Annotated in this window: 22 protein-coding genes and 1 riboswitch; of the genes, 9 read left to right on the top strand and 13 right to left on the bottom strand. The window is 71.8% G+C overall.

The annotated features are described in order from the left end of the window. Positions 1 to 6: 6 nt before the first annotated feature. From pknB to thiO, 4 genes are all read right to left on the bottom strand, one after another. Complete coding sequence (pknB, locus tag ACIQTP_RS19080; RefSeq protein ID WP_403401176.1) at positions 7 to 1,968, bottom strand: Stk1 family PASTA domain-containing Ser/Thr kinase; 1,962 nt, start codon at positions 1,966 to 1,968, stop codon at positions 7 to 9. A 257-nt stretch (positions 1,969 to 2,225) separates the two neighbouring features. Beyond that, complete coding sequence (locus ACIQTP_RS19075) at positions 2,226 to 3,020, bottom strand: thiazole synthase (protein WP_403401174.1); 795 nt, start codon at positions 3,018 to 3,020, stop codon at positions 2,226 to 2,228. A gap of 3 nt (positions 3,021 to 3,023) precedes the next feature. After that, positions 3,024 to 3,224, bottom strand: a complete 201-nt coding sequence (gene thiS, locus ACIQTP_RS19070) for a sulfur carrier protein ThiS (protein ID WP_403401172.1) — start codon at positions 3,222 to 3,224, stop codon at positions 3,024 to 3,026. Next, positions 3,221 to 4,426 carry a glycine oxidase ThiO gene (gene thiO, locus ACIQTP_RS19065; RefSeq protein ID WP_403401170.1) on the bottom strand — a complete coding sequence of 402 codons (1,206 nt, stop codon included), beginning with the start codon at positions 4,424 to 4,426 and terminating at the stop codon, positions 3,221 to 3,223. Before thiO ends, thiS begins: the two co-directional genes overlap by 4 nt. Further along, positions 4,424 to 4,535, bottom strand: a riboswitch (TPP riboswitch). (Overlaps the previous gene by 3 nt.) A gap of 135 nt (positions 4,536 to 4,670) precedes the next feature. On the opposite strand from thiO, the gene ACIQTP_RS19060 reads away from it, so the two are divergent. The 5 genes from ACIQTP_RS19060 to ACIQTP_RS19040 all read left to right on the top strand — a co-directional run bounded on the left by ACIQTP_RS19060 (position 4,671) and on the right by ACIQTP_RS19040 (position 9,285). Next, the gene (locus ACIQTP_RS19060) at positions 4,671 to 5,909 is read left to right on the top strand and encodes an NAD(P)/FAD-dependent oxidoreductase (protein ID WP_403401168.1); all 1,239 of its coding nucleotides are present in this window, start codon (positions 4,671 to 4,673) and stop codon (positions 5,907 to 5,909) included. Positions 5,910 to 5,993: 84 nt separating this feature from the next. Continuing rightward, a complete protein-coding gene (locus ACIQTP_RS19055) occupies positions 5,994 to 6,365 on the top strand; it encodes an Rv2175c family DNA-binding protein (protein WP_101405624.1) in 372 nt (123 codons plus the stop codon). A 132-nt stretch (positions 6,366 to 6,497) separates the two neighbouring features. Further along, on the top strand, positions 6,498 to 7,148 hold the full coding sequence (thiE, locus tag ACIQTP_RS19050) for a thiamine phosphate synthase (protein ID WP_390928102.1): 651 nt from the start codon (positions 6,498 to 6,500) through the stop codon (positions 7,146 to 7,148). Positions 7,149 to 7,306: 158 nt separating this feature from the next. Next, a complete protein-coding gene (gene metF, locus ACIQTP_RS19045) occupies positions 7,307 to 8,230 on the top strand; it encodes a methylenetetrahydrofolate reductase [NAD(P)H] (protein ID WP_403401165.1) in 924 nt (307 codons plus the stop codon). A gap of 56 nt (positions 8,231 to 8,286) precedes the next feature. After that, complete coding sequence (locus ACIQTP_RS19040; protein WP_403401163.1) at positions 8,287 to 9,285, top strand: hypothetical protein; 999 nt, start codon at positions 8,287 to 8,289, stop codon at positions 9,283 to 9,285. Positions 9,286 to 9,327: 42 nt separating this feature from the next. Here the strand turns inward: ACIQTP_RS19040 and ACIQTP_RS19035 are convergent, their stop codons facing one another. The 5 genes from ACIQTP_RS19035 to ACIQTP_RS19015 form a co-directional block, all read right to left on the bottom strand. Next, a complete protein-coding gene (locus ACIQTP_RS19035) occupies positions 9,328 to 10,821 on the bottom strand; it encodes a phytoene desaturase family protein (RefSeq protein ID WP_403401161.1) in 1,494 nt (497 codons plus the stop codon). Positions 10,822 to 10,866: 45 nt separating this feature from the next. Beyond that, entirely contained in the window at positions 10,867 to 11,481 is a 615-nt protein-coding gene (locus ACIQTP_RS19030; protein WP_403401159.1) for a DUF4126 domain-containing protein, read from the bottom strand. 393 nt (positions 11,482 to 11,874) lie between these two features. Beyond that, positions 11,875 to 12,501: a TetR/AcrR family transcriptional regulator gene (locus tag ACIQTP_RS19025; RefSeq protein ID WP_402037358.1), complete on the bottom strand. Its 627-nt coding sequence runs from the start codon at positions 12,499 to 12,501 to the stop codon at positions 11,875 to 11,877. An 11-nt stretch (positions 12,502 to 12,512) separates the two neighbouring features. Then, entirely contained in the window at positions 12,513 to 14,597 is a 2,085-nt protein-coding gene (locus ACIQTP_RS19020; protein ID WP_403401157.1) for a YhgE/Pip family protein, read from the bottom strand. Next, entirely contained in the window at positions 14,569 to 15,342 is a 774-nt protein-coding gene (locus ACIQTP_RS19015) for an ATP-binding cassette domain-containing protein (RefSeq protein WP_403401155.1), read from the bottom strand. Before ACIQTP_RS19015 ends, ACIQTP_RS19020 begins: the two co-directional genes overlap by 29 nt. A 165-nt stretch (positions 15,343 to 15,507) precedes the next feature. Here ACIQTP_RS19015 and ACIQTP_RS19010 point away from each other — a divergent pair, with 165 nt between their 5' ends. The 3 genes from ACIQTP_RS19010 (at position 15,508) to ACIQTP_RS19000 (ending at position 17,714) form a co-directional block, all read left to right on the top strand. Beyond that, entirely contained in the window at positions 15,508 to 16,092 is a 585-nt protein-coding gene (locus tag ACIQTP_RS19010; protein WP_403401153.1) for an SAV_6107 family HEPN domain-containing protein, read from the top strand. Positions 16,093 to 16,269: 177 nt separating this feature from the next. Then, complete coding sequence (locus ACIQTP_RS19005) at positions 16,270 to 17,040, top strand: methyltransferase (protein ID WP_403401151.1); 771 nt, start codon at positions 16,270 to 16,272, stop codon at positions 17,038 to 17,040. A gap of 275 nt (positions 17,041 to 17,315) precedes the next feature. Next, entirely contained in the window at positions 17,316 to 17,714 is a 399-nt protein-coding gene (locus ACIQTP_RS19000; RefSeq protein WP_101405634.1) for a DUF3040 domain-containing protein, read from the top strand. A 272-nt stretch (positions 17,715 to 17,986) separates the two neighbouring features. On the opposite strand, the gene ACIQTP_RS18995 is transcribed toward ACIQTP_RS19000, so the two are convergent. From ACIQTP_RS18995 to ACIQTP_RS18980, 4 genes are all read right to left on the bottom strand, one after another. Then, positions 17,987 to 20,374: a DUF3488 and DUF4129 domain-containing transglutaminase family protein gene (locus ACIQTP_RS18995; RefSeq protein ID WP_403401149.1), complete on the bottom strand. Its 2,388-nt coding sequence runs from the start codon at positions 20,372 to 20,374 to the stop codon at positions 17,987 to 17,989. Continuing rightward, positions 20,371 to 21,732 (bottom strand): DUF58 domain-containing protein, encoded by a 1,362-nt coding sequence (locus ACIQTP_RS18990; RefSeq protein ID WP_403401147.1) that lies wholly within the window; start codon positions 21,730 to 21,732, stop codon positions 20,371 to 20,373. Before ACIQTP_RS18990 ends, ACIQTP_RS18995 begins: the two co-directional genes overlap by 4 nt. Further along, positions 21,732 to 22,769, bottom strand: coding sequence for an AAA family ATPase (locus ACIQTP_RS18985; protein WP_403401145.1), 1,038 nt, complete (start codon positions 22,767 to 22,769; stop codon positions 21,732 to 21,734). The genes ACIQTP_RS18990 and ACIQTP_RS18985 overlap by 1 nt, the downstream gene beginning before the upstream one ends. A 264-nt stretch (positions 22,770 to 23,033) precedes the next feature. Continuing rightward, positions 23,034 to 23,582: a beta-class carbonic anhydrase gene (locus ACIQTP_RS18980; protein ID WP_403401144.1), complete on the bottom strand. Its 549-nt coding sequence runs from the start codon at positions 23,580 to 23,582 to the stop codon at positions 23,034 to 23,036. Between the two features lie 443 nt (positions 23,583 to 24,025). Between ACIQTP_RS18980 and rsmH the strand changes: the two genes are divergently transcribed. Beyond that, positions 24,026 to 25,024, top strand: coding sequence for a 16S rRNA (cytosine(1402)-N(4))-methyltransferase RsmH (gene rsmH, locus ACIQTP_RS18975; RefSeq protein ID WP_403401142.1), 999 nt, complete (start codon positions 24,026 to 24,028; stop codon positions 25,022 to 25,024). The last annotated feature ends 10 nt before the right edge of the window (positions 25,025 to 25,034 follow it).

Raw genomic sequence — 25,034 nt, 5'->3', positions numbered from 1 at the left:
GTGGCCTCAGCGGATCACGATGGTGATCGTCGACCCCTTGGGCGCGGTCTTGCCACCGTCCACCGACTGGCTCTTGACGTGGTCCCCGAAGAGCCCGAGCAGCCCGCGGTCCTCGTTGACCTGGAACCCGGCGTCCTCCAGCGTCTTCGTCGCGTCGTCCACGCTGTTGCCCACCACGTCCGGCACCGAGATCATCTCGGGGCCCTTGGAGACCGTCAGCGTGACGGTGTCGCCCCCGGCGACCTGGCTGCCCGCCTTCGGCGACTGCTGGGCGATCTGGCCCTGGTCGAACTCCGAGTTGACCCGCTGGGTGGCGATCTTCACCTTCAGGCCCGCCTGCTCCAGCTCCGAGGTCGCGTCCGCGACGGACGCGCCCGTGACGTCCGCGACCTCCACCGGGCTGCCCTTGCTGACGGTGAGGGCGATGGCCGAACCGGCGTGCCGCTCCGTGCCCGCGCCCGGATCCGAACTGATCACGAACCCCTTGGGAACGTCCTGGCTGAACTCCCGTGTGACCATGCCCGCGGCGAGCCCGTCCCCCTTCAGGACCTCCCGCGCCTTGAACAGCGCGAGTCCCGTCAGGTCGGGCACCTTCACCGTCTCCGGGCCGTTGGAGATGGTCAGTGTCACGGAGTCGTTGTCCCGGATGCGCGCGCCGGGTGCCGGGTCGCTGCTGATGACGGTGCCGCGCTTCACGGTGTCGCTGTAGGCGTGCTTGACCTGCCCGACATCGAGACCGGCCTGCTCGATCCGCGACTTGGCCTGCGCCTCGGTCTTCGCCAGCAGCAGCGGGACCTTGGTGAACTGGCCGGAATTGATGTACCAGACGCCCGCGCCGAGCCCGAGCACCAGCACGACCGCGGCGATGATCGCGAACATTCCGCGCCGGGGCCGTGAGCCGCGCCGGGGGGGAGCGGGCGGTCCGGACTCGAACAGGCCGGTCTGCTCGAACCGACTGGTCCGGTTCAGCGGGTCGCCGCCGCCGTCGCCGCCGTCCTCGTAGCCCTCGTTCACCGGCAGCAGGCGGGGCACGGAGAGGGAGCGCGGGATCACGCTCGTACGGTCGCTGGCGTTGTCGTGTCCCACGGCGAGCGCCTGCGGGGGTATGGCGTCGAGCTGCTCGGCGGTGAGGCCGGCCCGCGCCTGGAGGACCTGGCCCAGCAGCGCCACCGCGTCGTGCGGGCGCACCTCGGGGTTGCGGGCGGTCGCCGTGGCGACCAGCTCGTCGAGGGCGTAGGGCATTCCGGGCACGGCGGCCGAGGGCGGCGGCACATCCGCGTGCAGGTGCTGGTAGAGCACCTGCGCGGGGGAGTCCCCGGAGTGCGGCTTGCCGCCGGTGAGCATCTCGTAGAGGACGACCCCGCAGGCGTAGACGTCGACGCGGGTGTCCGCGGTGCCGTGCTCGATCTGTTCGGGGGCGAGGTACGACACGGTGCCAAGCACGGCCCCTGTCGTGTTCGTGACGGTGTCCACGGCCCGGACGAGGCCGAAGTCGGCCACCTTGACCCGGCCGTCGTCCCCTATCAGGACGTTCTCCGGCTTCATGTCGCGGTGCACGAACCCGGCGCGGTGCGCGGCGCCGAGCGCGGCGAGCACCGGCTCCAGGACGTCCAGGGCGGCCCGCGGTTGCAGCGCCCCGCGCTCGCGCAGCACGTCGCGCAGGGTGCAGCCGGCGACGTACTCCATGGCCAGATAGACGTACGACCCGTCCGCGCCCTGGTCGAAGACCTGCACCACGTTGGGGTGCGCGAGCCGGGCCACCGACTTGGCCTCCCGGATGAACCGCTCGACGAACGAGCCGTCGGCGGCCAGCGTCGGGTGCATCACCTTGAGCGCGAGCACGCGGTCGAGGCGGGTGTCCAGGGCCCGGTAGACCGTGGCCATCCCGCCGACCGCGATCCGTGCGTCGACGCGGTAGCGGCTGTCGAGCACTTGCCCGACAAGCGGGTCCTGAAGGGTCGTATCCACGCAGGCGAGTCTACGAGCCGCCACTGTCACCCCCACCCTTCCGGCCAATTCCGGAGCGGGACTGCAGCCGACCTGTGACGGATCTCGCACGCCTGATCGATCCGGTCCGTATGTCGTACACAGGGAATGTAAGGCAGCCTGCCCCGCCACCCCCCAGCCGCCAACGGCGCCCCACTCCCACAGGCGACGCACACTTTCCAGCCGACTGGAAACGGGCGGTGCGCGGGCGGGAGAAGAAACACACCGGCGCCGGGTGCCTAGAAGGCAGGACGCTCAGGATCCAACCGAGCCAGCCCCTCCGCAGGAGACGACGCGGAGGCGAAGTGCCGCCGAGGAATCCGCCCCGCACGCCAGGCGAGCCGCCCGGCTTCCACCGCGTGCTTCATGCCCTCGGCCATCAGCACCGGCTCCTGTGCCCGGGTCACGGCCGACGCCAGCATGACGCCCGCGCACCCCAGCTCCATCGCGAACGCTGCGTCCGACGCCGTACCGGCCCCCGCGTCCAAAATCACCGGCACCCGCGCGTGCTCCACGATCAGCTGGAAGTTGTGCGGGTTGCGGATGCCGAGACCGGACCCGATGGGCGACCCGAGCGGCATGACCGCCGCGCAGCCCACGTCCTCCAGCTTCCGCGCGAGCACAGGATCGTCGTTGGTGTACGGCAGCACCGTGAACCCGTCGTCGACCAGCGTCTCCGCGGCGTCCAGCAACTCGATCGGATCCGGCAGCAGCGTCCGCTCGTCGGCGATGACCTCCAGCTTGACCAGCTCCGTACCGAGCGCCTCCCGCGCGAGCCGCGCGGTCAGCACGGCCTCGCCCGCGGTGAAGCACCCCGCCGTGTTCGGCAGCACCCGGATGCCCAGCTTCTCGAGCACGGACAGCACCGAGCCGTGCGCCGCGGGATTCACCCGCCGCATCGCGACCGTCGTCAGCTCCGTGCCGGACGCCACGAGCGACCGCTCCAGGACGTCGAGGCTGGGCGCACCCCCCGTACCCATGATCAGCCGGGACGAGAAGGACGTACCTCCGAGGACAAACGGATCGTCGGCCATGGTTCAGCCTCCTTGGACTGCGGTGAGGACTTCGACGCGGTCTCCCTCGGAGAGGGCCGTGGACGACCACCGCGTGCGCGGGACGACGGTTTCGTTGAGCGCGGCGGCGACGCCGGAGGGCGCGACGGTGAGGGTGGCGACGAGCGCGTCGAGGGCCGTGCCGGCGGCGACGAGCCGTCGCTCTCCGTTGACGAAGATGTTCATACCGTCTGCTCCGTGAGTGTTGTGCTGAAGCGCCCGGGGGTGAAGGGGCGGGCCTCTTCCGGAAGCTCGCCGGTGGTCAGGACGTGCGCCATGACGTCCCCGGTGACGGGCGTGAGCAGGACGCCGTTGCGGTAGTGCCCGGTGGCCAGCAGCAGCCCGTCGAGCGCGGTCGGGCCGAGCAGTGGCGCGTTGTCGGGCGACCCGGGCCGCAGGCCCGCGCGCGTCTCGGTGAGCGGCAGCTCGGTGATCCCGGGCACCAGCTCATGGGCGTCGCGCAGCAGCTCGTAGACCCCGCCCGCGGTCACCGTCGTGTCCCAGCCCAGCTCCTCGCTGGTGGCGCCCACGACGAGCTCGCCGTTCTCCCGCGGCACCAGATAGACGTGGCTGCCGCGCACCACGGCCCGCACGGTCCGGCTCAGGAACGGCGCGTACCGCTTCGGCACGGTCAGCCGCAGCACCTGACCCTTCACGGGCCGTACGGGCGGCAGTACGGCGGCGGGCACGCCCGGGAGCTTCCCGCTGAGGCTCCCGGCGGCGAGCACCACCTGCCCCGCCGCCAGCTGTTCACCGCCCGTCGTGACGACCCCGGCGGCCCGGTCCCGTACGACGGTCAAACGCTCCGCCCACGTCCGGTGGAACTCCACTCCGGCCCGCTCGCACGCCGTGACCAGGGCCTTCGCGAGCCGGCGCGGGTCGATCTGGTGGTCGCCGTCGACCCGCAGCCCGCCGCGCACGCCCGGCGCGAGCATCGGCTCCAGACGGCGGCACTCCCGGCCGCTGAGCCACTCCGATTCAAGCCCCGAGCGGTGTTGCAGGGCATGCAGTTCACGCAGGTGGGCGCGGTCGTCGGCGTCCAGCGCGACGGCCAGCGTGCCGCACCGGCGGTAGCCGAGGTCCTGGCCGCTCGCCTCGGTGAGTTCGGCGGCGAAGTCGGGATAGCGGCGCGCGGAGGCGAGGTTCAGGCCCAGCAGGGTCTGCTCGCCGTAGTGCAGCTCGGTGACGGCGGCGAGCATTCCGGCGGCCACCCGTGCCGCCCCGCCGCCCGGCTCGGGGTCCGCGACCGCGACGGTGAACCCGCGCTGCGCGGCCCGCCAGGCGGTCACGAGACCGATGATCCCGCCCCCGATGACGAGGACGTCCGACGCACGTGCGTCCGATGACGGCGCATCCGAGGAACGTGCAGGTGTACGCGTAGGCGACATGGGCTTCCAGCCCCTCCCTTCGCCGGCATGACCCGGATCAGGTTCGTACGGTCGGAGGCCGCCAGCCTCCCTCTCAGCCCGGTGCGTCCGGGCTCCCGCGAGTGCTTTACGTGAGCCACCCTAGCCCGCTGCCGTATGTCTCAGTAAGGGAGCCTCCGTCGGACGCGGGCGCGACGAACGTTGTGGAACAGGTCACTGCGCACGTCCCCTGACTGACAGATTGTCAGTTGTCTATGGTGATCAGGTGAGCGAGCAGACGCGGGCACAGGTGCGGGCGCAGGGGCGTACGGCACGGCGGGTCGTCATCGTGGGCGCGGGCATGGCCGGCGTGCAGACGGCGGTCGCCCTGCGGGAACAGGGTTTCACCGGGGACGTGACGCTGATCGGCGCCGAGCCGCACCAGCCGTACGACCGGCCACCCCTGTCCAAGGCGGTGCTGCTCGGCAAGGCCGAGGGCTCCGCCTTCGACATCGACTTCGAGGCGCTCGGCATCGAACTGCGGCTCGGCTGCGAGGCGCTGGGCCTGCGCCCCGCAGACCACGAGCTGGACACCGAGACAGGACCGGTGCCCTACGACGTCCTGGTCCTCGCGACCGGCGCGGAACCGATCCAGCTGCCCGGCGCGCAGGGCGTCCCCGGCGTCCATCTGCTGCGGACCCTGGACGACGCCGAGCGACTGCGCCCCGTGCTCGCCCAGCAGCACGACATCGTGGTCGTCGGGGCGGGCTGGATCGGTGCGGAGTTCGCGACGGCGGCGCGTGAGGCCGGGTGCGCGGTCACGGTCGTCGAGGCGGCCGACCGGCCGCTGGCCGGCGCGTTGCCCGCGGAGGTCGCGGCGCCGATGGCCGCCTGGTACGCGGACAGCGGCGCCTCGCTGCGCACCCACGCGCGCGTGGAGCGCGTCGAGCCCGGCGCGGTGGTGCTGGACGACGGCACGCGGGTGCCGGCGGGCGCCGTGGTCGTCGGCATCGGCGCGCGCCCCGCCACCGCCTGGCTGGCCGGCTCCGGCATCGAGCTCGGCGCCCACCGGGAGGTGGTCGCCGACAACCACCTGCGCACCTCCGTCCCGGACGTCTACGCGGTCGGCGACTGCGCCTCCTTCCCGTCGGGCCGCTACGAGGAGCGCCTCCTCGTCCACCACTGGGACAACGCCCTCCAGGCGCCGCGCACGGTCGCGGCGAACATCATCGGCGAGGCCCCGGCGGCGTACGACCCGGTCCCGTACTTCTGGTCCGAGCAGTTCGGCCGCTTCGTCCAGTACGTCGGCCATCACGCCCCCGCCGATACGACCATCTGGCGGGGCGACCCGTCGGGCGCGGCCTGGACGGTCTGCTGGCTCCGCGAGAGCCGCCTCGTCGCCCTCCTGGCCGTGGGGCGTCCCCGTGACCTGGCCCAGGGCCGCCGTCTGATCGAGGCGGGCATGCCCATGAACCCGGACATCCTGGCCGACCCGTCCCGCCCTCTGAAGGACGCCACGGCATGACCGCCCGGTTTTCGTCGTCGCCCGGACGGCGGTCCGGGGGGCGCTCGGGTACCGAGTGTCAGTCCGGGATGGCAGGCTTGTCCCGTGACCGAGATTGACGCAAAGATCGATGCTCTCGTCCCCGCCTGGCTCACCCTCCCCGACATCGCCGAACAGCTCGGCGTCGAGGTGACCCGCGTCCGGCAGTTGGTCAAGGAGGGCCAGCTGATCGCCGTACGCCGTGGTGAGAACCGCGCGCTGCACGTCCCCGCCGCCTTCATCGACGGGAACGAGCAGAAGGTCGTCAAGGGCCTGGCCGGCACCTTGACGCTCCTGCGGGACGACGGCTTCTCCGACGAAGAGATGCTCGAGTGGCTCTTCACCCCCGACCCGAGCCTGCCCGGCACCCCCGCGCAGGCTCTGAGCGAGAATCGCGGCACGGAGGTGAAGCGCCGCGCCCAGGCGCTCGCCGTCTGACTCGACCGACCGTCCGGCGTACGGACCACGGCCGGCCCCGGACCACCCGGGCCGCCGCGGTCCGTACGCACCGCACCACGTCCGTAGGGTGCGTACGACAGCCGTACGCTCCGCACCACGGGGGACACACGCATGCCCGAGAACGCCGCCCGCACCCGCCTCGCGGACGCCCGCGTCTACCTCTGCACGGACGCCCGCAAGCGCCAGGGCGACCTCGCCGAGTTCCTGGACGCGGTCCTGGCCGGCGGCGTCGACATCGTGCAGCTGCGCGACAAGGGCATGGAGGCCGCCGAGGAGCTGGAGCACCTCCAGGTCTTCGCGGACGCCTGCGCCCGCCACGGCAAGCTCCTCGCGGTCAACGACCGCGCGGACGTCGCCCACGCCATCGGCGCCGACGTGCTCCACCTGGGCCAGGGCGACCTCCCGGTCCCCGCCGCCCGCGCGATCCTCGGCGACGAGGTCCTGATGGGCCGCTCCACGCACGCCGAGTCCGAGGCCGCGGCCGCCGCCGTCCAGGACGGCGTGGACTACTTCTGCACCGGCCCCTGCTGGCCCACCCCCACCAAGCCCGGCCGCCACGCCCCGGGCCTCGGCCTGGTCCGTTACACGGCCTCCCTCGCCACCGACCGCCCCTGGTTCGCCATCGGCGGCATCGACCTCGGCAACCTCGACGAGGTGCTGGAAGCGGGCGCCCGCCGTGTCGTCGTCGTACGGGCGATCACCGAGGCGGCGGATCCCGGCGCGGCGGCGGGAGAATTCGCGAAGCGGCTGCGTCAGGCCTGAGCGGCGACCGCGTCAGGCACAGCGGGCGCGTCGACGGTCCGATCAACGCTCGGACCGGTTGTCCCACAAGTGTCCGAGGGGTGGACAAGAAGTCGACAAATCAGACAATTGGCGTCGGTTCGGTTGGGAGACCGCCGCCCCCTGACTAACCTGCGAGTATGGCCCTCGGATCTGCTTCCACCAGGACTGATCGCGCACGCACCGTGCGCGACATGCTCGCCACCGGCAAGGCGACGTACTCGTTCGAGTTCTCCGCGCCGAAAACTCCCCAAGGCGAGCGGAACCTGTGGAACGCGCTTCGTCGCGTCGAGGCCGTCGCCCCCGACTTCGTCTCCGTCACCTACGGTGCCGGTGGCTCCACCCGCGCGGGCACGGTCAAGGAGACCGAGCAGATCGTCGCCGACACGACGCTCACCCCGGTCGCCCACCTCACCGCGGTCAACCACTCCATCGCCGAACTGCGCAACATCATCGGCCAGTACGCCGACGCCGGCATCCGGAACATGCTCGCGGTCCGCGGCGACCCGCCCGGCGACCCGATGGGCGAGTGGGTCCCGCACCCCCGGGGCCTGACCTACGCCGCCGAACTGGTCCGTCTCATCAAGGAGTCCGGCGACTTCTGCGTCGGCGTCGCCGCCTTCCCCGAGATGCACCCCCGCTCCGCGGACTGGGACGTGGACGTCGCGCACTTCGTCGACAAGTGCCGGGCCGGCGCGGACTACGCGATCACCCAGATGTTCTTCCAGCCCGAGTCGTATCTGCGCCTGCGTGACCGGGTGGTGGCGGCCGGCTGTACGACACCGGTCATCCCGGAGGTCATGCCGGTGACGAGTGTGAAGATGCTGGAACGACTTCCGAAGCTCAGTAACGCTTCGTTCCCGGACGTCCTGAAAGAGCGGATCCTCACAGCCAAAGACGATCCGGCGGCTGTACGCTCCATTGGCATCGAGTTCGCGACGGAGTTCTGCGCGAGGCTGCTGGACGAGGGAGTCCCCGGACTTCACTTCATCACGCTCAACAACTCGACGGCGACGCTGGAAATCTACGAGAATCTGGGCCTGCACCACCCGCAGCAGGCCTAGACCGGTCGCACCCACGTACGACACACTGCGTAGCGGCCACTGGGAGAGGGGCGTACATGGGCTGGACGGTCCTCTATATCGCGTTCGGCATCGTCGCGCTGTGGCTGCTCGGCGAGGTCCTGCTGCAGTACAAGGCGCGGCTGCGCTGGCGCCTGCTCGCGTTCGTGGGCTTCCTCGGTGTCGTCTTCGGCGTGCTGATCCCCTCCGTGATCGTCATCGGGCTCGGCGCCTCGGCCTTCGCGGTCGGCCAGACGTACGTCACCCTGTCGTTCCGCCGCGGTTTCGCCGAGGGCTGGGCCGTGGGCAACCGGCAGGGCGCCGACAGCGGCGCCGACAAGGGCCTCGGCAAGAGCAAGCGCCGCCGCGGTGAGGAGCACCAGGACCCGGCGCCGGAGGCCTCCGACCTCGAGACGGCCGAGGGAGCCGAGTCCAGGGCCGAAGGACTGGCCCGAGGCGCGGCGTATCCCCAGGGCGACGACTTCGCCCGCGAGGACGACGTGTTCTCGCCCGCGCACTCCGACCGGTTCATGCCGCCCGGCTCCGGTGACCTGACGGCCGCCGAGGCCACCGCCGTGTACGAGCCCCAGCCCCTGCCCGACGACACCGGCTCCTACGGCGTCTACAGCGACACCGCCTACGCGACCGCCACCGACCAGTCCTACGCCGCCGCGGCCCAGTCCCAGGACCAGCAGGCCTACGCGTACGACGGCTACTCGACCGGGTACGACCAGCAGCAGTACGGCTACGACAACAATCAGCAGCAGTACGCCGCCTACTCCGACCCGTACATCGGCACGCAGACCTACAGCGGCGCCTCGTACGACACGACCTACGGCGGCGGCGACCAGCAGTACACGCAGCAGCAGGGCTACGGCCAGGACCAGTACGCCACCGGCGGCTACGGCGGCGAGACCCCCTCCGGCGGCGTCTGGGTCCCGCAGCAGCGCAGCACCGACGACCCCTACGGCGGCGAACTCCCGCCGGAACAGCCCTACCCGTACCAGGGCAACGGCAACGCCAACGGCGCCGGGTACGACGAGCAGTACCGGTACTGAAGGCCGCCCCCTCCCCGGGCGGCCTTCGGCGCGCCGGTGCGCTCACTGAGAGCCCCGGAACTGCGGTCCCTCCACGATCAGTCCGGACACCAGGGCGCCCGACATGCCCGCGTGCGGGAGGCCACCGCCCGGGTGGGCCCAGCCGCCGACCACGAACAGCCCCGGCATACGGGTGGTGTTCGACGCGTGCAGCAGCCGACCGCCCGCCGCGGCGAGCGCCGGGGCGGGGACGGCGCCGCCGTCCGCGCCGGTCTCCTCGGCGAAGTCGGCCGGAGTGCGGACCTCCTGCCACAGCAGACGGTCGCGCAGGCCAGGTATCGCGCGCTCGGCGACACCGAGCACCCCCTCCACGTCCGCCTCGGACACCGGCAGGCCTGACGGGACCGTGACGCTCAGCGTGACCGCCTCGTGCCCCGTGTCCGGCGCGAGGGTCGGGTCGTCCGGGCGCGACACCGTCACGGTGGGGGAGGAAGGGAACCCCGGACGCTCACCGAAGAGCCGGTCCAACTCCTCCGCCCGGTCCGCCGCGTGCACCACCGTCCGGTGTGCCACCCCCTCGGGGCGCCCTCCGCGCAGCGCCAGCAGCACGGTCAGCCGACTCGGCGCCCCGTGCCGCGGTGCGACCTCGTCACCGCCCCGTAGCGCCGTCCCGGGGACCAGGGCGTCGAGCGCTCCGGGCGCGACACCGGCGACCACGAAGTCCGCGTCCGCGGCCTCGCCGTCGGCCAGCTCCACACCCACCACTCGGCCGTCCTTCTCGACGATCCGCGCGACCGGGGTCCCGAAGCGGAACTCCACCCTGCGGGCCACGCACCGCTCGTACACCGCCCGCGCCAACTCCCGTATGCCGCCGCGCACATACCAGGTGCCGAAGGCGTGCTCCATGTACGGCAGCACGGCGGCGCTCGCCGGGGTGACGCGCGGATCGAGCCCGTGGGCGAGGGCGTGGCTCTCCAGCAGGGCCGTGAGGCGCGGGTCGCGCAACTCCCAGGCGCCGACCTCGGCGAGGGTCGTGGCGCGGCGGGTGCGCAGCAGCTTCTTGTGCGGCACCGAGGGGTAGGGCTCGCGCTCGGCGAGCACCGACCAGTTCGGCCACAGCGGCTCCTCCAGGAGCGGCCTGCGGGTGCGGTCCCAGGCCTCGCGCGCCCGCACCAGGAAGTCGCCCCACCGAGCGCCCGCGCCCGCCCCCAGAGCCGCGTCGAGGGCGGTGACGGCGCCGGCGCGTGAGGCGTTCGGCAGGCCGACTTCCGTGCCGTCGGCGAAGACATGGTGCGAGGACGGGTCCACCTGGACCAGCTCGACGCACGCCTCCAGCGGCTCCTTGCCCGTCTTGACGAACAGATCGCGGTAGACCGCGGGCAGCGGGAGCAGCCCCGGGCCCGTGTCGAACATGAAGCCGTCGCGCTGGAAGCGGCGCACCGCCCCGCCGTACGTCGCCGCGCGCTCGTACACCACCACCCGGTGGCCCGCGACGGCCAGCCGGGCGGCGGCCGCCATCGCGCCCATCCCGGCGCCGATCACCGCAATCCGTCCCATGCCGGCGACTTTATCGGCCGCCACTGACAACCCGGCCCGCGGTGCTCAGTCGGGTGGCTGTCCCACCCGCTCGGCCAGGCGTCTCTCCTCCCGGCGCTGGGCCCTTCGGCGCAGGAACCGGCGGATCCGTGAGATCAGGAAGAAGAGCGCCAGCAGCCCCGCGAGCAGCAGCACGCCCGCGATGATCGCCGCGGCCTCGGGGTGGAACATCGCGAAGGTCAGGATCCCGGCGACCCCGAGATCCTCGGCGGTGCTCATGATGTGGTTGCTGAACGGCTCGGGCGAGGTGTTGATCGCCATCCGTGTCCCGGCCTTGACCGTGTGGCTCGCCAATGCCGTCGAACCGCCGATCGCGCCCGCCGCCAGATCGGAGAGCGAACCGCTCTGCCCGGCGAGCAGGGCCCCGACCCAGGCCCCCGCCGCCGGGCGGATCACGGTGTGCACCGAGTCCCACACCGAGTCCACGTACGGGATCTTGTCGGCGACCGCCTCGCACAGGAAGAGAACGCCCGCTGTGATCAGGATCTCAGGACGCTGAAGGGACTGCGGGACGTCGTCGCTCAGACCGGTCGCTCCGAAGACGCCGAGGAGCAGCACCACCGCGTACGCGTTGATGCCACTGGCCCAGCCGCTGGTGAAGACCAGGGGGAGTACGGACACGGACGCGATCGTAACCAGTCGACGACGGCGCGTCCTGGGCATGAGTGCGTACGACTGAGTATCCGTACTCAGTGGGTGAGATGAGTACGCGCGCGGATGGGGCCCCACCTGCGCGAAAGAGAGAGTGGAGGCACGGAAGGGGGCGCGGCTCCGGTACCGCCGACACGGGGCGGCGGAACGGTCCTCGCGCCCTTGGCCGCTCCTTCCGCCGACTCCGTCGGCGGGAGTGAGGCACGGGGGAACCCGGGGGACGACCGAACGGGGGCCCAACGGGGAGTACGGGGAAGCACGGGGGAGTACGGCGAAGCGCCGGTTCGAGGCGGCCCGCGGGGGACGCGGCCACCTCGGACCGGCGCTTTGCCGTGCCCCGTTTCCGTACCGAGCCCTGCCGGCTCACCGATTGCCGCTCACGCGGCCCTGGAGCAGCCGCGACAGCGCCGCGTGGACGTCGTCCAGGGAACGCTCCGGCTGGAAGGCCTGCCAGTCCAGGGCGGCCACCAGGACCATCCCGACCAGCGCGGCGGCCGTCAGCGGAATGTCGATCTCGTCGCTGAGCTCGCCGTTCGCCACCCCTTCGCGCAGCACGCCCTCGACGACCGCGACGGCCTCCTGCCGGACCACCATGAGCGTGGACTGCCAGGCCCGGTTGGTGCGCCACAGCTCGGCCACGTAGAGCTGGGTGAAGGCCGGGTAGCGGTTGATGAAGGCGAGCCCGGCCCTGATCATCGCGTCCAGTGCGTCGACCTTGGTGCCGCCGTCCCGCTCGGTGCGCTCCGCGGCCTCCCGCAGGGAGGCGGTGAGGAGTCCCACGCCATGCCGCAGCAACTCCTCGAAGAGGACGGACTTGCTCGCGAAGTTGTAGTAGACGGTGCCTTTCGCGACCCCGGCCCGCTCGGCGATCTCGTCCACGGTGGTGGCGGAGAACCCCTGTTCCGCGATGAGGGTGACCGCCGCCTCGTAGAGCTTCTGCCGGGTCGCCTCGCGACGGCCGCCGCCTGCCGTGGTGCTCCTGCTTTCCATGGCCCTGATTGTCACAGGCTCAGCTCGGGGTGCAGACGGTCGAGGGTCCACACCTGCTTGCGGTGTGCCGACAGGGCGGTCAGCGCGAGCGCGCCCGCGGTGAACGCCGTGAGGACGGCGCACGCCTGCCAGACCGGTCCGAGACCGCCGCCCGTGATGAGCCTGCGGAGGGCCTCGACGACGTAACTCATCGGCAAGAAGGGGTGGATCGCGTTGAAGAAGCCCGGACTGGTCTGGACGGGGTACGTGCCGCCCGCCGAGGTCAGCTGGAGCATCAGGAGGGCGAGTACGAGGATCCGGCCCGCCGCTCCGAAGCGTGCGTTCAGCCACTGCACGAGCGCCGCGAAGCACGCCGTCACCAGGCACAGGAAGCCGACGGTCCCGGCCGCCCGTACCATCTCCAGGCCGATCGCCCAGTGCAGCACGGACATCAGGGCCACCGTCTGGAGCACGCCCAGGGCGGCCACCGGCAGCCAGCCCGCCAGCGCGATGCGCCAGGCCGAGGCACCCACCGCGAGCGCGCGCCGGTTCAGCGGCTGGATCAGCATGTACGCCACCATCGCGCCCACCCACAGGGACAGCGGGATGAAGTACGGGGCGAAGCCCGTGCCGTAGTTGGGCGCCTTGTGCAGGTCCTTGGAGGCGAGCTTCACCGGGTCGGCCATGACCTGGGTGCGCAGGTCGCGGTCCTGCCGGTCGTAGTCGGGGATCTGCCCGGCGCCGTCGTGCAGTCCGCCGGCGAGCTGCCCCGAGCCGCCGACGAGCTTGTACATGCCCTCGTCGAGGGTGCTCGCGCCCGTCTTCAGCTTGCCGACACCCGTGTCGAGGTCCGCCGCGCCTGTCTTGGCCGTGCCGAGCCCCGTGCGCAGCTTCTTGGCCCCCGCGGCGACCTTCTCGGCGCCCTCGTTCAGCTTGTTGACCTTGGAGACGGCGTCGGTGAGGTCTTCGGAGAGGTGCGGCGAGCGGTCGGCGAGGGCCTGAGCCTGCTGCTGGAGGGTGCCCAGGTTCTTGTCGAGCCGGTCGAGATCGCCGTTCTGGTCGCCGATGAGCGTGTTCACGTCGTCGGCGACCTCGGCCACGTTCGCCGCCGCCTGCTGGGCCTTCTTCAGGTCGGGGCAGGCGGCGTCGGGCAACGGCGGGGTCTCGCAGCGTGCCCTGTAGACGGCGCTCAGCGCGTCGGAGGCCGTATGGGCGCCCTTGGCGGCGGCCGGGGCCGTCTTCACCAGCGTGTCGAGGTTGTGGCGGATCCCCGCGGCGGAGTCGGCGACGAGCCGCGCCGTGTCGCCGATCGACTTCTCGTTGTCCTTCAGGAAGGGGCCCACCTTGTCCGCGACCCCGTTGACCCTGTCGGCGAGCGCTCCCGTGCCGTCGGCGACCTGCCGCGAGCCGTCCGCCAGGTCGCCGGCGCCCTTGTCGAGCTTGCGCAGGCCCCCGGAGAGCTTGCCACTGCCCTCCTTGGCGTCCTTCAGGCCGTCGGCGAGGTCCTCGGAGCCCTTCCGGGCCCTGCCGATCCCGCCGCTGAGTTTGTCGGCCCCCTTGGCGGCCTTCTCGGTCGCCCCGTGGATGTCCGAGAACGAGATGAAGATCTTGTCGAGGAACGACCGGGAGGCCTTCGTGGACGCCGCCGTGCGCACCTCGCCGAACACCGTCCGTGAGATCTGCCCGACGATGTAGTTGTTCGCGTCGTTCGTACGTACCTGGAGGGCGCCCGTCTCCGGCGCCTGCCCGGAGCTGGAGGCGATCCTCCGGCTGAAGTCGGACGGCATGGTCAGCGACAGGTAGTACGTGCCGTCCTCGACGCCCCGATGGGCCTCGGCCGCGCTCACCTCGTGCCACTCGAAGGTGTCGCTGTCGCGCAGCCCCTTGGTGAGGTCCGCGCCCGCCGTGAGCTTCTTGCCCGCGACGCTCGCCCCCCTGTCGTCGTTCACGAGCGCCACGGGGATGCGGTCCAGCCGGCCGTACGGGTCCCAGAACGACCACAGGTAGAGGGCGCCGTACAGGAGCGGCAGCAACAGGAGCGCGGCCAGCGCGGCGCGCGGGAGCTTGCCCCGGCCGAAGCGCCTGAGCTCAAGAACGGCCAGTCTCGGCGAGCGCATCGGCCGTCTCCTTGTCGTCGGTCTCGCTGGTGTGGTCGGTCGGGCGGGTGGACACGCGGACGGCACCCTCGGGAGCCTCGCTGCACACCGCCACGACCGTGGTGCCCGACTGGGCGATCGACTTCAGCAGGGCCCAGGCCTCGGCCCGTTCGGCATCCGACAACTTGAGGTCGGTGTCGTCGACGCCGAGCAGCCCCGGGCGGCCGACGAGGGCCAACGCGACGGACAGCCGCAGGGCTTCGAGCCGCTCCAGGTCACGTACGGCGGTCCGGGAGCCCTTGGGCAGGGCCTCCCGGTCCAGCCCGGCGGCGGTCAGTGCGGAGTCGATCCGCAGCTTCCCCTCGGCCGCCCGCTCCCTGCGCGGACGCACCAGCCCGCGCAGGGAGTTCTTCAGGGAACCCCCGAACCGCCGCTGCAGCAGTGCCCGTTCGAGCAGGTGCTCCCCGACGGTCAGGGCGGGGTCCAGGTCGGTGACACCCGGGACATGGGCCAGCGCGCTCGCGCGACGCACCGCGGCCATCTGCCGCGGCAGCGTCGCCCCGCCCACGGTGGCCGTCCCCTCGGTGGACCGCATCCGGCCCGTGAGCGCGAGCAGCAGGCACGTACGGCCCGAGCCGGACGGTCCCTCGACCGCGATCAGCGAGCCGGGCGGCGCATCGACACCGACCCCCCGGAACGCCCAGCCGCGAGGGCCCTCGAGTCCGAAGTCCCTGGCCTTGAGCCCGAGTCCGTGCGGACCGTCCACAACGTCCCCATCCCCTGAACATTTTTGAACTGACTGGTCAGTGCAAAAACTAACCCGAACTCTCGATCGAGGCAAAGGCCCAGGTCAGAACGGATTGTCAGTGCCATACCTCACGATGGGCACATACGGCCACAGTGCCGTCACACAGACGACAGGAGGTTCGTCATGGCCACCTCTTCCGCAGCAGCCGCCCACCGGCGCCGCGCCACCGGCCCTGCCCCCTCACTGACCGGCCCGGCGAGCGACGTACACCCCGTGCTCCGCCGGACCACGGCCCCGCCCGCCGCCCTCGACCTGCTCGCCCAGGCCCGCGCCGGCCTCGACGAGGCGACCGCCCTGGAAACACCCAATGAGCGCTACGCGACGGCGCACTTGGCGGCCCTGCGCACCGCCGCCGCCGTCCTCGCCGCACGGGGCCGCCCGGAGCCCACACCCCGACGCCGCGCCCGCATCCGGAGCGCCTGGGAAGTGCTCCCCGAGATCGCACCCGAACTCACCGAGTGGAGCGCCCTGTTCGCCTCCGGAGCCGACCGGCGCGCCCGCGCCGAGGCGGGTATCCGGGGCGCGGCCGGCACCCGCGACGCCGACGACCTGATACGGGACGTGGCGATGTTCCTGCGCCTCGTCGAGCGGATGCTGGTGCTGCAACCCGTACTGCCCCAGCCCCGTCGGAACGGAGGGGAGGAGGGGGACGGAGACGGGGAGGGCAGGGAGCACGGAAAGGGCAGGGAGGTCCCGGACGCGAGCTGACCCCGTGATCCACCGCGCGACCCGATGCCTGCTCCGACGCGTGATCCGCCGGGTGAGACGGAGGATCGGGTAAGACGGCGGAGGCAATAGGGTGGAGGCGCCTGAAGCCTCCTGCCGGGAGGCCCCCCGATCGCTCCGCCGCGCAAGAGGCGGTGCCGCTCCGAGGAGTCAACTGCCGTGCCGGACCCGACGCGCCCCCGCGCCTCTCTCCGTACCGCCGTGGTCTGGGAGGTCCTCAAGGACGCTCTCGACCGCCGGGTCAAGGCCACGGGGCGGGAGTCCCTGGACGTCCTCGACACCGGAGGCGGCAGCGGCAACTTCGCGGTGCCCGTGGCCCGCCTCGGCCACCGTGTCACCGTCGTCGACCCCAGCCCGAACGCGCTGTTCGCGCTGGAGCGCCGGGCCGCCGAGGCCGGGGTCGCCGACCGTGTCAAGGGCGTCCAGGGCGACGCCCACGGCCTCTTCGACGTCGTCGAGCGCGGCGGCTACGACGTCGTGCTGTGCCACGGGGTCCTGGAGTACGTGGACGACCCCGCCGACGGCGTGCGCAACGTGGTCGACGCACTGCGCCCCGAGGGTGTTCTCAGCCTCCTCGCGGCGGGCCTGGGCGGCGCCGTGCTCGCCCGTGCCCTCGCCGGGCACTTCAAGGAGGCCAAGCAGGCGCTCGACGACCCGGACGGACGCTGGGGCGAGGGTGATCCCGTACCCCACCGCTTCACCGCCGACCAGCTCACCGCGCTCGTCGAGGGAGCGGGTCTGCGCGTCGGCGCCGTGCACGGCGTACGGGTCTTCGCGGACCTGGTCCCCGGCGTCCTCGTGGACACCGAGCCGGGTGCCGTGGAAGCCCTCCTGAAGCTCGAGGCGGCGGCCGCCGAACTCCCCGCGTTCCACTCCGTGGCCACTCAGCTTCATGTGCTCGGTGAGACGCAGGGGGCCGACGAGGGTTGAGCCGCCTCTCCTGTTGCGCCCCTGATCAGGGGCGGGGCGGCAGATGGAGTACGCCACAGGCCACCCGATCGGGCGCTCGGCGCCGTATGATCGAGGGAGACCGTCCGGCATGACGGGCCGGTTGCTGGGGAATGCACGCCTCAGTGAATCGGGGTGCCATGGCGGGTTCCGGTTGGCGAATTGGCGCAGAGGGGCGGGTTTCACGGGGGCGATTCCCTGCCTATCCTGAAGGGGACCCCCGGTCGCCCCGGCGACTGCACGATGAGGAGGACGCCGTGCCGCTCTCGGAGCACGAGCAGCGAATGCTCGAGCAGATGGAGCGAGCGCTGTACGCCGAAGATCCCAAGTTCGCGACAGCGCTTGAGGGAAGCGGGCTGCGTACGTACACCCGGCGACGGGTCTACCAGGCGGTCGCGGGCTTTCTGGTGGGTATCGCGCTCCTCATGGCCGGAATGGTCTCGAAGCAGATCTGGGTCAGCGTGGTGGGTTTTCTCGTCATGCTGGGCTGTGCGGTGCTCGCCGTCACCGGTTGGCGCAAGGCTCCCAAGCCGGGTGAGCAGCCGGCCGCGCCCGGCGCACCCGCCGCGCGCCGCCACCAGGGCCGACAGCGCCGCTCCATGATGGACCGCATCGAACAACGCTGGCAGCGACGCCGAGACGAGCAGGGGCAGTAGCCCGGCGGGGTCAGTAGCCCTGCGGGCGCCCGCAGTCGAAGACAACGCGTGAGGGGGTGTCCCACCCGGGCCGGGTGGGACACCCCCTCAGTCGTACCCCGACAGGGCGTCCGGCCCGCGCCGACGTGAAGCGCCGGCGTGACGCCGGCGTGAACCGAACCTTCGCGCGTGGGACGCCGGCCGGCACCGGCGAACTCCGTCCCGGTCGCGCACCAACCACATGTGGCCCGTGTCCCCGGCCGGGGACACGGGCCACATGGTTCAACGCGACGTCAGCTGTTCTGCCCTGAAGGGCGTCGCAGCAGGGACTCCCTGCGCGCCGCCAGCCGGGCCGACAGAGCCGCCCAGTAGTCCGACGCCGCCCAGGCCACCCGGACGGCTGAGCGGGGCGCGAGCAGGGCGCGCAGGCGGGCGGTGCGGCTCGCCCGGGCGCCGAGGGCGTCCGTGACACGACGGGCGTCTTCCGCGAGCCCCGCCGTCAGCCGTGGGTGCGGGGCGTACAGCACCTGCTCCACCGCCGCGGCCATCCGGTGCACCGCCTCCGACGCCTCGGCTTCGAGGAGCCCGAGTCGCACGATCCGCGCCGCGGCCTTCCGTGGTGTCCGGGACTCGTCCGGCACGATTCCGTAGTCCCACGCCGTGTCGGTCACCTCCAGCCACGTCGCCAGCGTGTACGCGGGCGCGTCCGCCTCACCGCGGCCGTGCGCACCCAGCCGCACGGACCGGAGCCGCATCCGCCACAGCATCGGCAGCAGCGGCACGACCAGCAGCAGGAGCCCGGCCAGTGTGTACCCCAGGATCTGGAACCACGGAGTGCCGTCGTCCTTGGAGCCCACCGCGGCCGGCGCGGACTGGCTCGGGCACGCCTCCAGCTTCTTCTGCTCGGCCAGGCAGTTGCCGCCGGCCGAGAGAGCGGTGGACGGCGCCGCGGAGGTCGACGTGGACGGCTTCGGCACCGTCGACGAGTCGGACCCGGGCGTGTCCGTCTGGGTGTACTCCGGCACCGAGCCCCGGTTCGGGGTCGGCTCGAAGCGGGTCCAGCCCACCCCTTCGAAGTACAGCTCGGGCCAGGCGTGCGCGTCCCGCAGCCCCACCGACATCGAACCGTCGGCCTGCGGGGAGCCGGGCGTGAAGCCCACCGCGACCCGGGCCGGAATCCCCAGCGTGCGGGCCATCGAGGCCATCGCGAAGGAGAAGTGGACGCAGAAGCCCTGCTTGTCCTTCAGGAAGCGCGCGATCGCGGCCGAGCCGCTGCCCACCTGCACCTGGGTGTTGTAGGTGAATCCGCCGTTCACCGCGAAGTAGTCCTGGAGTTTGACCGCCTGCTCGTAGTGGTTCGTCGAGCCCGCGGTGACCTTGCGCGCGGTGTCGGCCACCACCGCGGGCAGCGACGACGGCACCTTGGTGAACTCGCGCTTCAGGGCCTTCGACGGCTCGGGCGCGTTCGCCAGTTGCTCCGCGGTCGGCCGCACGATCAGGCTCGTCACCTCGTACCGCACGCCGCGGGTGTTCTGACCGTGGTCACCGACGAGCGTGCGCCCGACCGGCTCATAGCGCCAACTGCCGCTGATGTTCACCTTGCTGACCGGGTATGGCATGGGCAGCCAGTCCTGCGCGTACCAGTCGGCCGCCGAGATGCGGGTCTGGATCTCGCTGCGCTGGACATCGGCGCCGAGGCCGATCGGCGTCGGGAACGTGTCCGGCACGTCCTGGATGTGTCGCTGGGCCGGCTTCCACGCCGTGCCGTCGAAGTCGTCCAGGGACACGATCCGCAGATACATGTCCTGGGTGTCCTCGGAGTTGGTGCGGTAGGACATGACCTGGCGGTCCTCGTCCACGTTCAGGCTGTCGCGGAGCGAGACCAGCGGGTTCACCGCGGAGATCGTGCCGCCCCCGGAACCCGAGCCGACGCCCGCCCCCGCGCCGCCCAGCAGACCGCCGTCGAGGGCGGGCAGGCCGAGCGGCACCACCAGGGCGATGCCCAGCGCGACCACGCCGATGCGCCGTCCCGTGCGGACCGGTGCGACCGTGCCCGAGGAGGCGTCCAGCCCCTGTGATCGGGGCGCGCCGCCGAAGACCCGGCCCCACTGGGAGAGCCGGTCGCGGCCCTCCGCCAGGAGCAGCATCAGATAGCCCGCCGCCGCGAGCAGGAACCACAGCCAGGCCCAGCCGCCGCCCGACAGTCCCGCGGCGACCGAGTACAGCGCGAGCAGGGGGAGTCCGGCGGGGGCCGCGCTGCGGAACGTCACCGCGAGCGTGTCCACCGCGAGCCCGATCACCAGGACACCGCCGATCAGCATCAGGCGGATGCCGTCGGACAGCGGTGCCGGAATCGCGTACCGCCCGACGTCGTCGGTGCCCGCCTGGAGCAGATCGCCGAGGTGCCGGAACGCCTCCGGTCCCGGGACGAAGCCGAGGAGAGCCTGCTGCTGGGCGAAGACCAGCGTCAGCAGCATCAGCGTCACCAGCGCCTGCGCCGCCACCGTCAGCGGCCGGGCCAGCGGAACCCGCCGGGTCAGCGCGCCCACAGCGGACTGCAGTGCCAGCAGGAACGCCGCCTGGAGGAACCACGTCGCCGGCTTGACCAGCGGCAGCAGCGCGCACGCGGCCATCAGTGTGGCCGCCGCCGCATACAACGTCAGCCGGGCCCGCCCGCTCATGAGCCTCCACCCCCTGCCGTGCTCCCCGTCGAGGCGGCACCCATGCGCTGCCCATCCGCCTGCCGCCACAGGTCGGCGAGCTCCGCCCCCCGTGGCACCGTCACGGCGGTCCAGCCCGCATCGCGCAGCATGCGCAGTCGATCCTCGCTCCTGTTCAACGGGCCGGGGACGTCGGTCGGTTCCCGCACCCAGGTCTCGCTGTCCAGCAGGAAGGCGACGGCCCCGCCGCTGCGCTGGCGCATCTTGGCGAGCACCGTCGCCTGCTCCTCGTCGAGGTCGCCGAGAAAGGCGATCAGCAGCCCTTCGTTGCCCCCGCGCAGGACGTCGTAGGCCCGGGAGAGCCCGGCGCCGTCCGAGTGGTCGATGACCGCGAGCGTGTCCATCATCAGTCCGGCCGCGTCCGCCGACTCCTGGCTCGCGCCCGCGAAGCCGTCGGCGCCCTCGCCGGGCACCGAGTTGCCGTCGTCCGTCAGCAGCCGCACCGAGAAGCCCCGCTCGAGCATGTGCACCAGCGCCGACGCCGTGCCCGACACCGCCCACTCGAAGGCGGAGTCCGGGCCGGCGCCTTCGTAGGCGATGCCCCGGGTGTCGAGCAGCACCGTGCAGCGGGAGCGCTGCGGTTGTTCCTCGCGACGGACCATCAGTTCGCCGTAGCGTGCGGTCAGGCGCCAGTGCACCCGGCGCAGGTCGTCGCCGTAGCGGTAGCCGCGCGGGATGATGTCGTCCTCGCCGGCCAGCGCCAGCGAGCGCTGCCGCCCGTCGCCGTATCCCTTCGCCTCACCGCTCAGCCGCACCGGCGGCAGCGGCTCCACGCGCGGGATGACCGTCAGGGTGTCGTACGTCGAGAAGGAGCGGGTCAGCTCGCACATCCCGAACGGGTCCGTCAGACGCAGCTGCAGCGGACCCAGCGGATAGCGGCCGCGCAGGTCGGAGCGGACCCGGTAGGACACCTCGCGCCGGCCGCCCGCCTCCACCCGGTCCAGGACGAACCGGGGCCGCGGGCCGAGCACGTACGGCACCCGGTCCTGGAGCATCAGCAGACCGGTGGGCAGCCGCGAGACGTTGTCCATCCGCAGATGGACGCGGGCCTCGGAACCGGCCGGCACCCGCCCGGGGGAGAGCCTGCGGCTGCCCGCGACCCGGTAGCGCGTGCGGTACAGCACGGTCGCGCAGACCAGCGGCAGGACCGCGAGAAGCAGGCCGACCCGGAGCAGATCGCTCTGCCCCAGGACGTACGCGCAGATCGCGGCCGCGATGCCGGCGGCCAGGAAGGAGCGTCCGCGGGTGGTGAGACCGGTGAGCGCGGTGCGCAACCCGCCCTTGTCCTCCTCGGCGTCGCCGGTCCCCCCGGTCGTCATCACAGCCTCCGGGGCGGCTGCTGGCCGTACGCGGGCGCGCCGCGGCCCATCGTGAAGCCCGGCTGCTGCTGGGGCGCCGCGGGAACGGCGGTGTGCTGAAGGATCTCCTGGACGACCTGCTCGGCCGTACGACGGTTCAACTGCGCCTGGGCCGTGGGGAGCAGACGGTGAGCCAGGACCGCCACGGCGAGCGCCTGGATGTCGTCCGGCAGCGCGTACTCCCGGCCGCTGAGCGCCGCTGAGGCCTTCGCCGCGCGCAGCAGATGCAGCGTGGCACGCGGCGAGGCGCCGAGTCTCAGGTCGGGGTGGGTACGCGTGGCGGCGACCAGATCCACCGCGTACCGCCGGACCGTCTCCGCGACGTGGACCGTGCGGACCGCGTCGATCAGCTTCACGATCTCGTGCGCGTGCGCCACCGGCTGGAGGTCGTCCAGCGGGGAGATCCCGCCGTGGACGTCCAGCATCTGAAGCTCGGCGTCCGCACTGGGGTAGCCGATGGAGACGCGGGCCATGAAGCGGTCGCGCTGGGCCTCCGGCAGCGGGTAGGTGCCCTCCATCTCGACCGGGTTCTGCGTGGCCACCACCATGAAGGGGCTGGGCAGTTCGTAGGTCTGCCCGTCGATGGTGACCTGGCGCTCCTCCATTGACTCCAGGAGCGCTGACTGCGTCTTGGGGGAGGCGCGGTTGATCTCGTCGCCGATCACGATCTGCGCGAAGATCGCGCCCGGCTTGAACTCGAAGTCCCGGCGCTGCTGGTCCCAGATGGACACACCCGTGATGTCCGAGGGCAGCAGGTCGGGCGTGAACTGGATACGCCGCACCGAGCAGTCGATGGACCGTGCCAGTGCCTTGGCGAGCATGGTCTTGCCGACGCCGGGGACATCCTCGATCAGAAGATGCCCCTCGGCGAGCAGCACGGTCAGCGAAAGCCGTACGACCTCAGGCTTGCCTTCGATCACTCCTTCCACCGAACTGCGGACACGCTCCACAGTGGCGGTCAGATCTGTAAGGCTCGCTCGATCGTCATAGGTCGTCACCCGGCCCTCCTCGGCCCGTTCTCGGGCCGACGCCCTGTGCGGACCGGCCCACCCCGAAACACGGACACCACGCGGGAGAAGTTCCGCGTGACGCCACAACCGCATTCTTGTTGCCGTTACCGGTTCGTGTCACTCGCCTGTGGACAACTGGCTGCGATATGTCAGGTCTTGCGACCCTTTGGGCGCCGGTGGGTCGGGGTCTTTCGTGAAGTGAGGGTCCCATGAGGGTCCCAGGAAGTCTTACGAGGGGCCCGGTGGGAGTGTTCAGGCGGGGTCGATCTCGCGCAGCAGGCCCGTGGTCACGTCGAAGACGAAGCCGCGCACGTCGTCCGTGTGCAGGAGGAACGGTGAGGTGCGCACGCGCTGCATCGACTGCCGTACGTCCTGTTCGACGTCCCGGAAGGCTTCGACCGCCCAGGCGGGGCGCTGGCCGACCTCCATCTCCAGGTCGTGCCGGAAGTCCTCGGTGAGGGACTCCAGGCCGCAGCCGGTGTGGTGGATGAGAACGACACTGCGGGTGCCGAGCGCCCGCTGGCTGATGGTGAGGGAGCGGATCACGTCGTCGGTGACGACGCCGCCCGCGTTGCGGATGGTGTGACAGTCACCCAGCTCCAGGCCGAGTGCGGCGTGCAGGTCGAGCCGGGCGTCCATGCACGCGACCACCGCGACGTGCAGCACGGGGCGGGCGTCCATCCCGGGATCGGTGAACGCGCCGGCGTACCGCTGGTTCGCCTCGACGAGGCGGTCGGTCACGGTGCCGCCCGTGGCTATGGCGTCTTCGGGCTCTGTGGGTACGGATGCAGAAGTCGTCATAGCTATGACGGTACTGGTCACGTACGAAGTAGTCCTGCTGTGAGAAGGGACAAAGAACGTCATCGTGTCTTGTTGTGAGGTAACCCACATGGGTGTTTGGAGATCGCCCGGATAGGTGAATTTTGCTGATTCATCGCTTCGATCGGGGGTTCATGGAGGAGTGGTCCGCGACGCGCATGCCGGTTGATTGACCGCGAGACACCGTGGACTAAAGTGACGCGAAGCGGGAGGCGTGGCTCTCCCTGCTGGACTGCTTTCCCCTGGAGACCCGGCGATTTTCCGGCGTCTCCCCCCGCGTGCGCGGCGCGTACGTACGGCTCGGCCTCCTCCCGCTCCCGGTCGGCTGACGCCACTCACCCGGCGCCAGCAGGCCTCCCCTTCTCGAGCGGGTGGGGACCCGGCGGTGCGTACGGCCGCGCCGGACCTGAGAGGGCCCAGATTCAATGGGGCGCGAAGCGCATTCGGATAAGGGTGGTGGGCGACGGGAGGGACAGAGTCGACACGTCCCGGTGATGCTCCAGCGGTGCCTGGACCTGTTGGCCCCGGCCCTCACCGAGCCGGGCGCCGTGGTCGTCGACTGCACGCTGGGACTCGGCGGCCACAGCGAGGCGCTGCTGGCCCGGTTCCCTAAGGCCCGTCTCGTCGCCCTCGACCGCGACAAGGAGGCGCTGCGCCTCTCCGGAGAGCGGCTCGCCCCGTTCGGTGACCGCGCCACCCTCGTGCACGCGGTCTACGACGAACTGCCCGAGGTGCTCGACCGCCTCGGCATCCCGCGTGTCCAGGGCGTCCTGTTCGACCTGGGCGTCTCCTCCATGCAACTCGACGAGGCCGACCGCGGCTTCGCCTACGCCCAGGACGCCCCGCTCGACATGCGGATGGACCAGACGACCGGCATCAGCGCGGCCGAGGTGCTCAACACCTACCCGGCGGGCGAACTGGTGCGGATCCTGCGCGCGTACGGCGAGGAGAAGCAGGCCAAACGGATCGTCTCCGCCGTCGTGCGCGAACGCGAGAAGGAACCCTTCAGCAACAGCGCGCGGCTCGTCGAGCTGATCCGCGACTCCCTGCCGCAGGCCGCCAAGCGCACCGGCGGCAACCCCGCCAAGCGCACCTTCCAGGCCCTGCGCATCGAGGTCAACGGGGAGCTCAGCGTCCTGGAGCGGGCGATTCCCGCGGCCGTGAAGGCGCTCGCCGTCGGCGGCCGGATCGCCGTCCTGTCGTACCACTCGCTGGAGGACCGGCTGGTCAAGCAGGTGTTCGCGGCCGGTGCCGCCACCACCGCGCCGCCCGGTCTGCCGGTGGTGCCCGAGCGCTACCAGCCCCGGCTCAAGCTGCTCACCCGCGGTGCCGAACTTCCCACCGAGGAGGAGGTCGCCGAGAACCGGCGAGCGGCCCCCGCCCGGCTGCGCGGGGCCCAGCGCATCCGCGAGGACGCCGAGTGAGGCACCAGGA

This window comes from Streptomyces sp. NPDC090798 (assembly GCF_044768965.1).
Taxonomy (GTDB): domain Bacteria; phylum Actinomycetota; class Actinomycetes; order Streptomycetales; family Streptomycetaceae; genus Streptomyces.
This window is presented reverse-complemented; position numbering and strand designations above follow the sequence as displayed.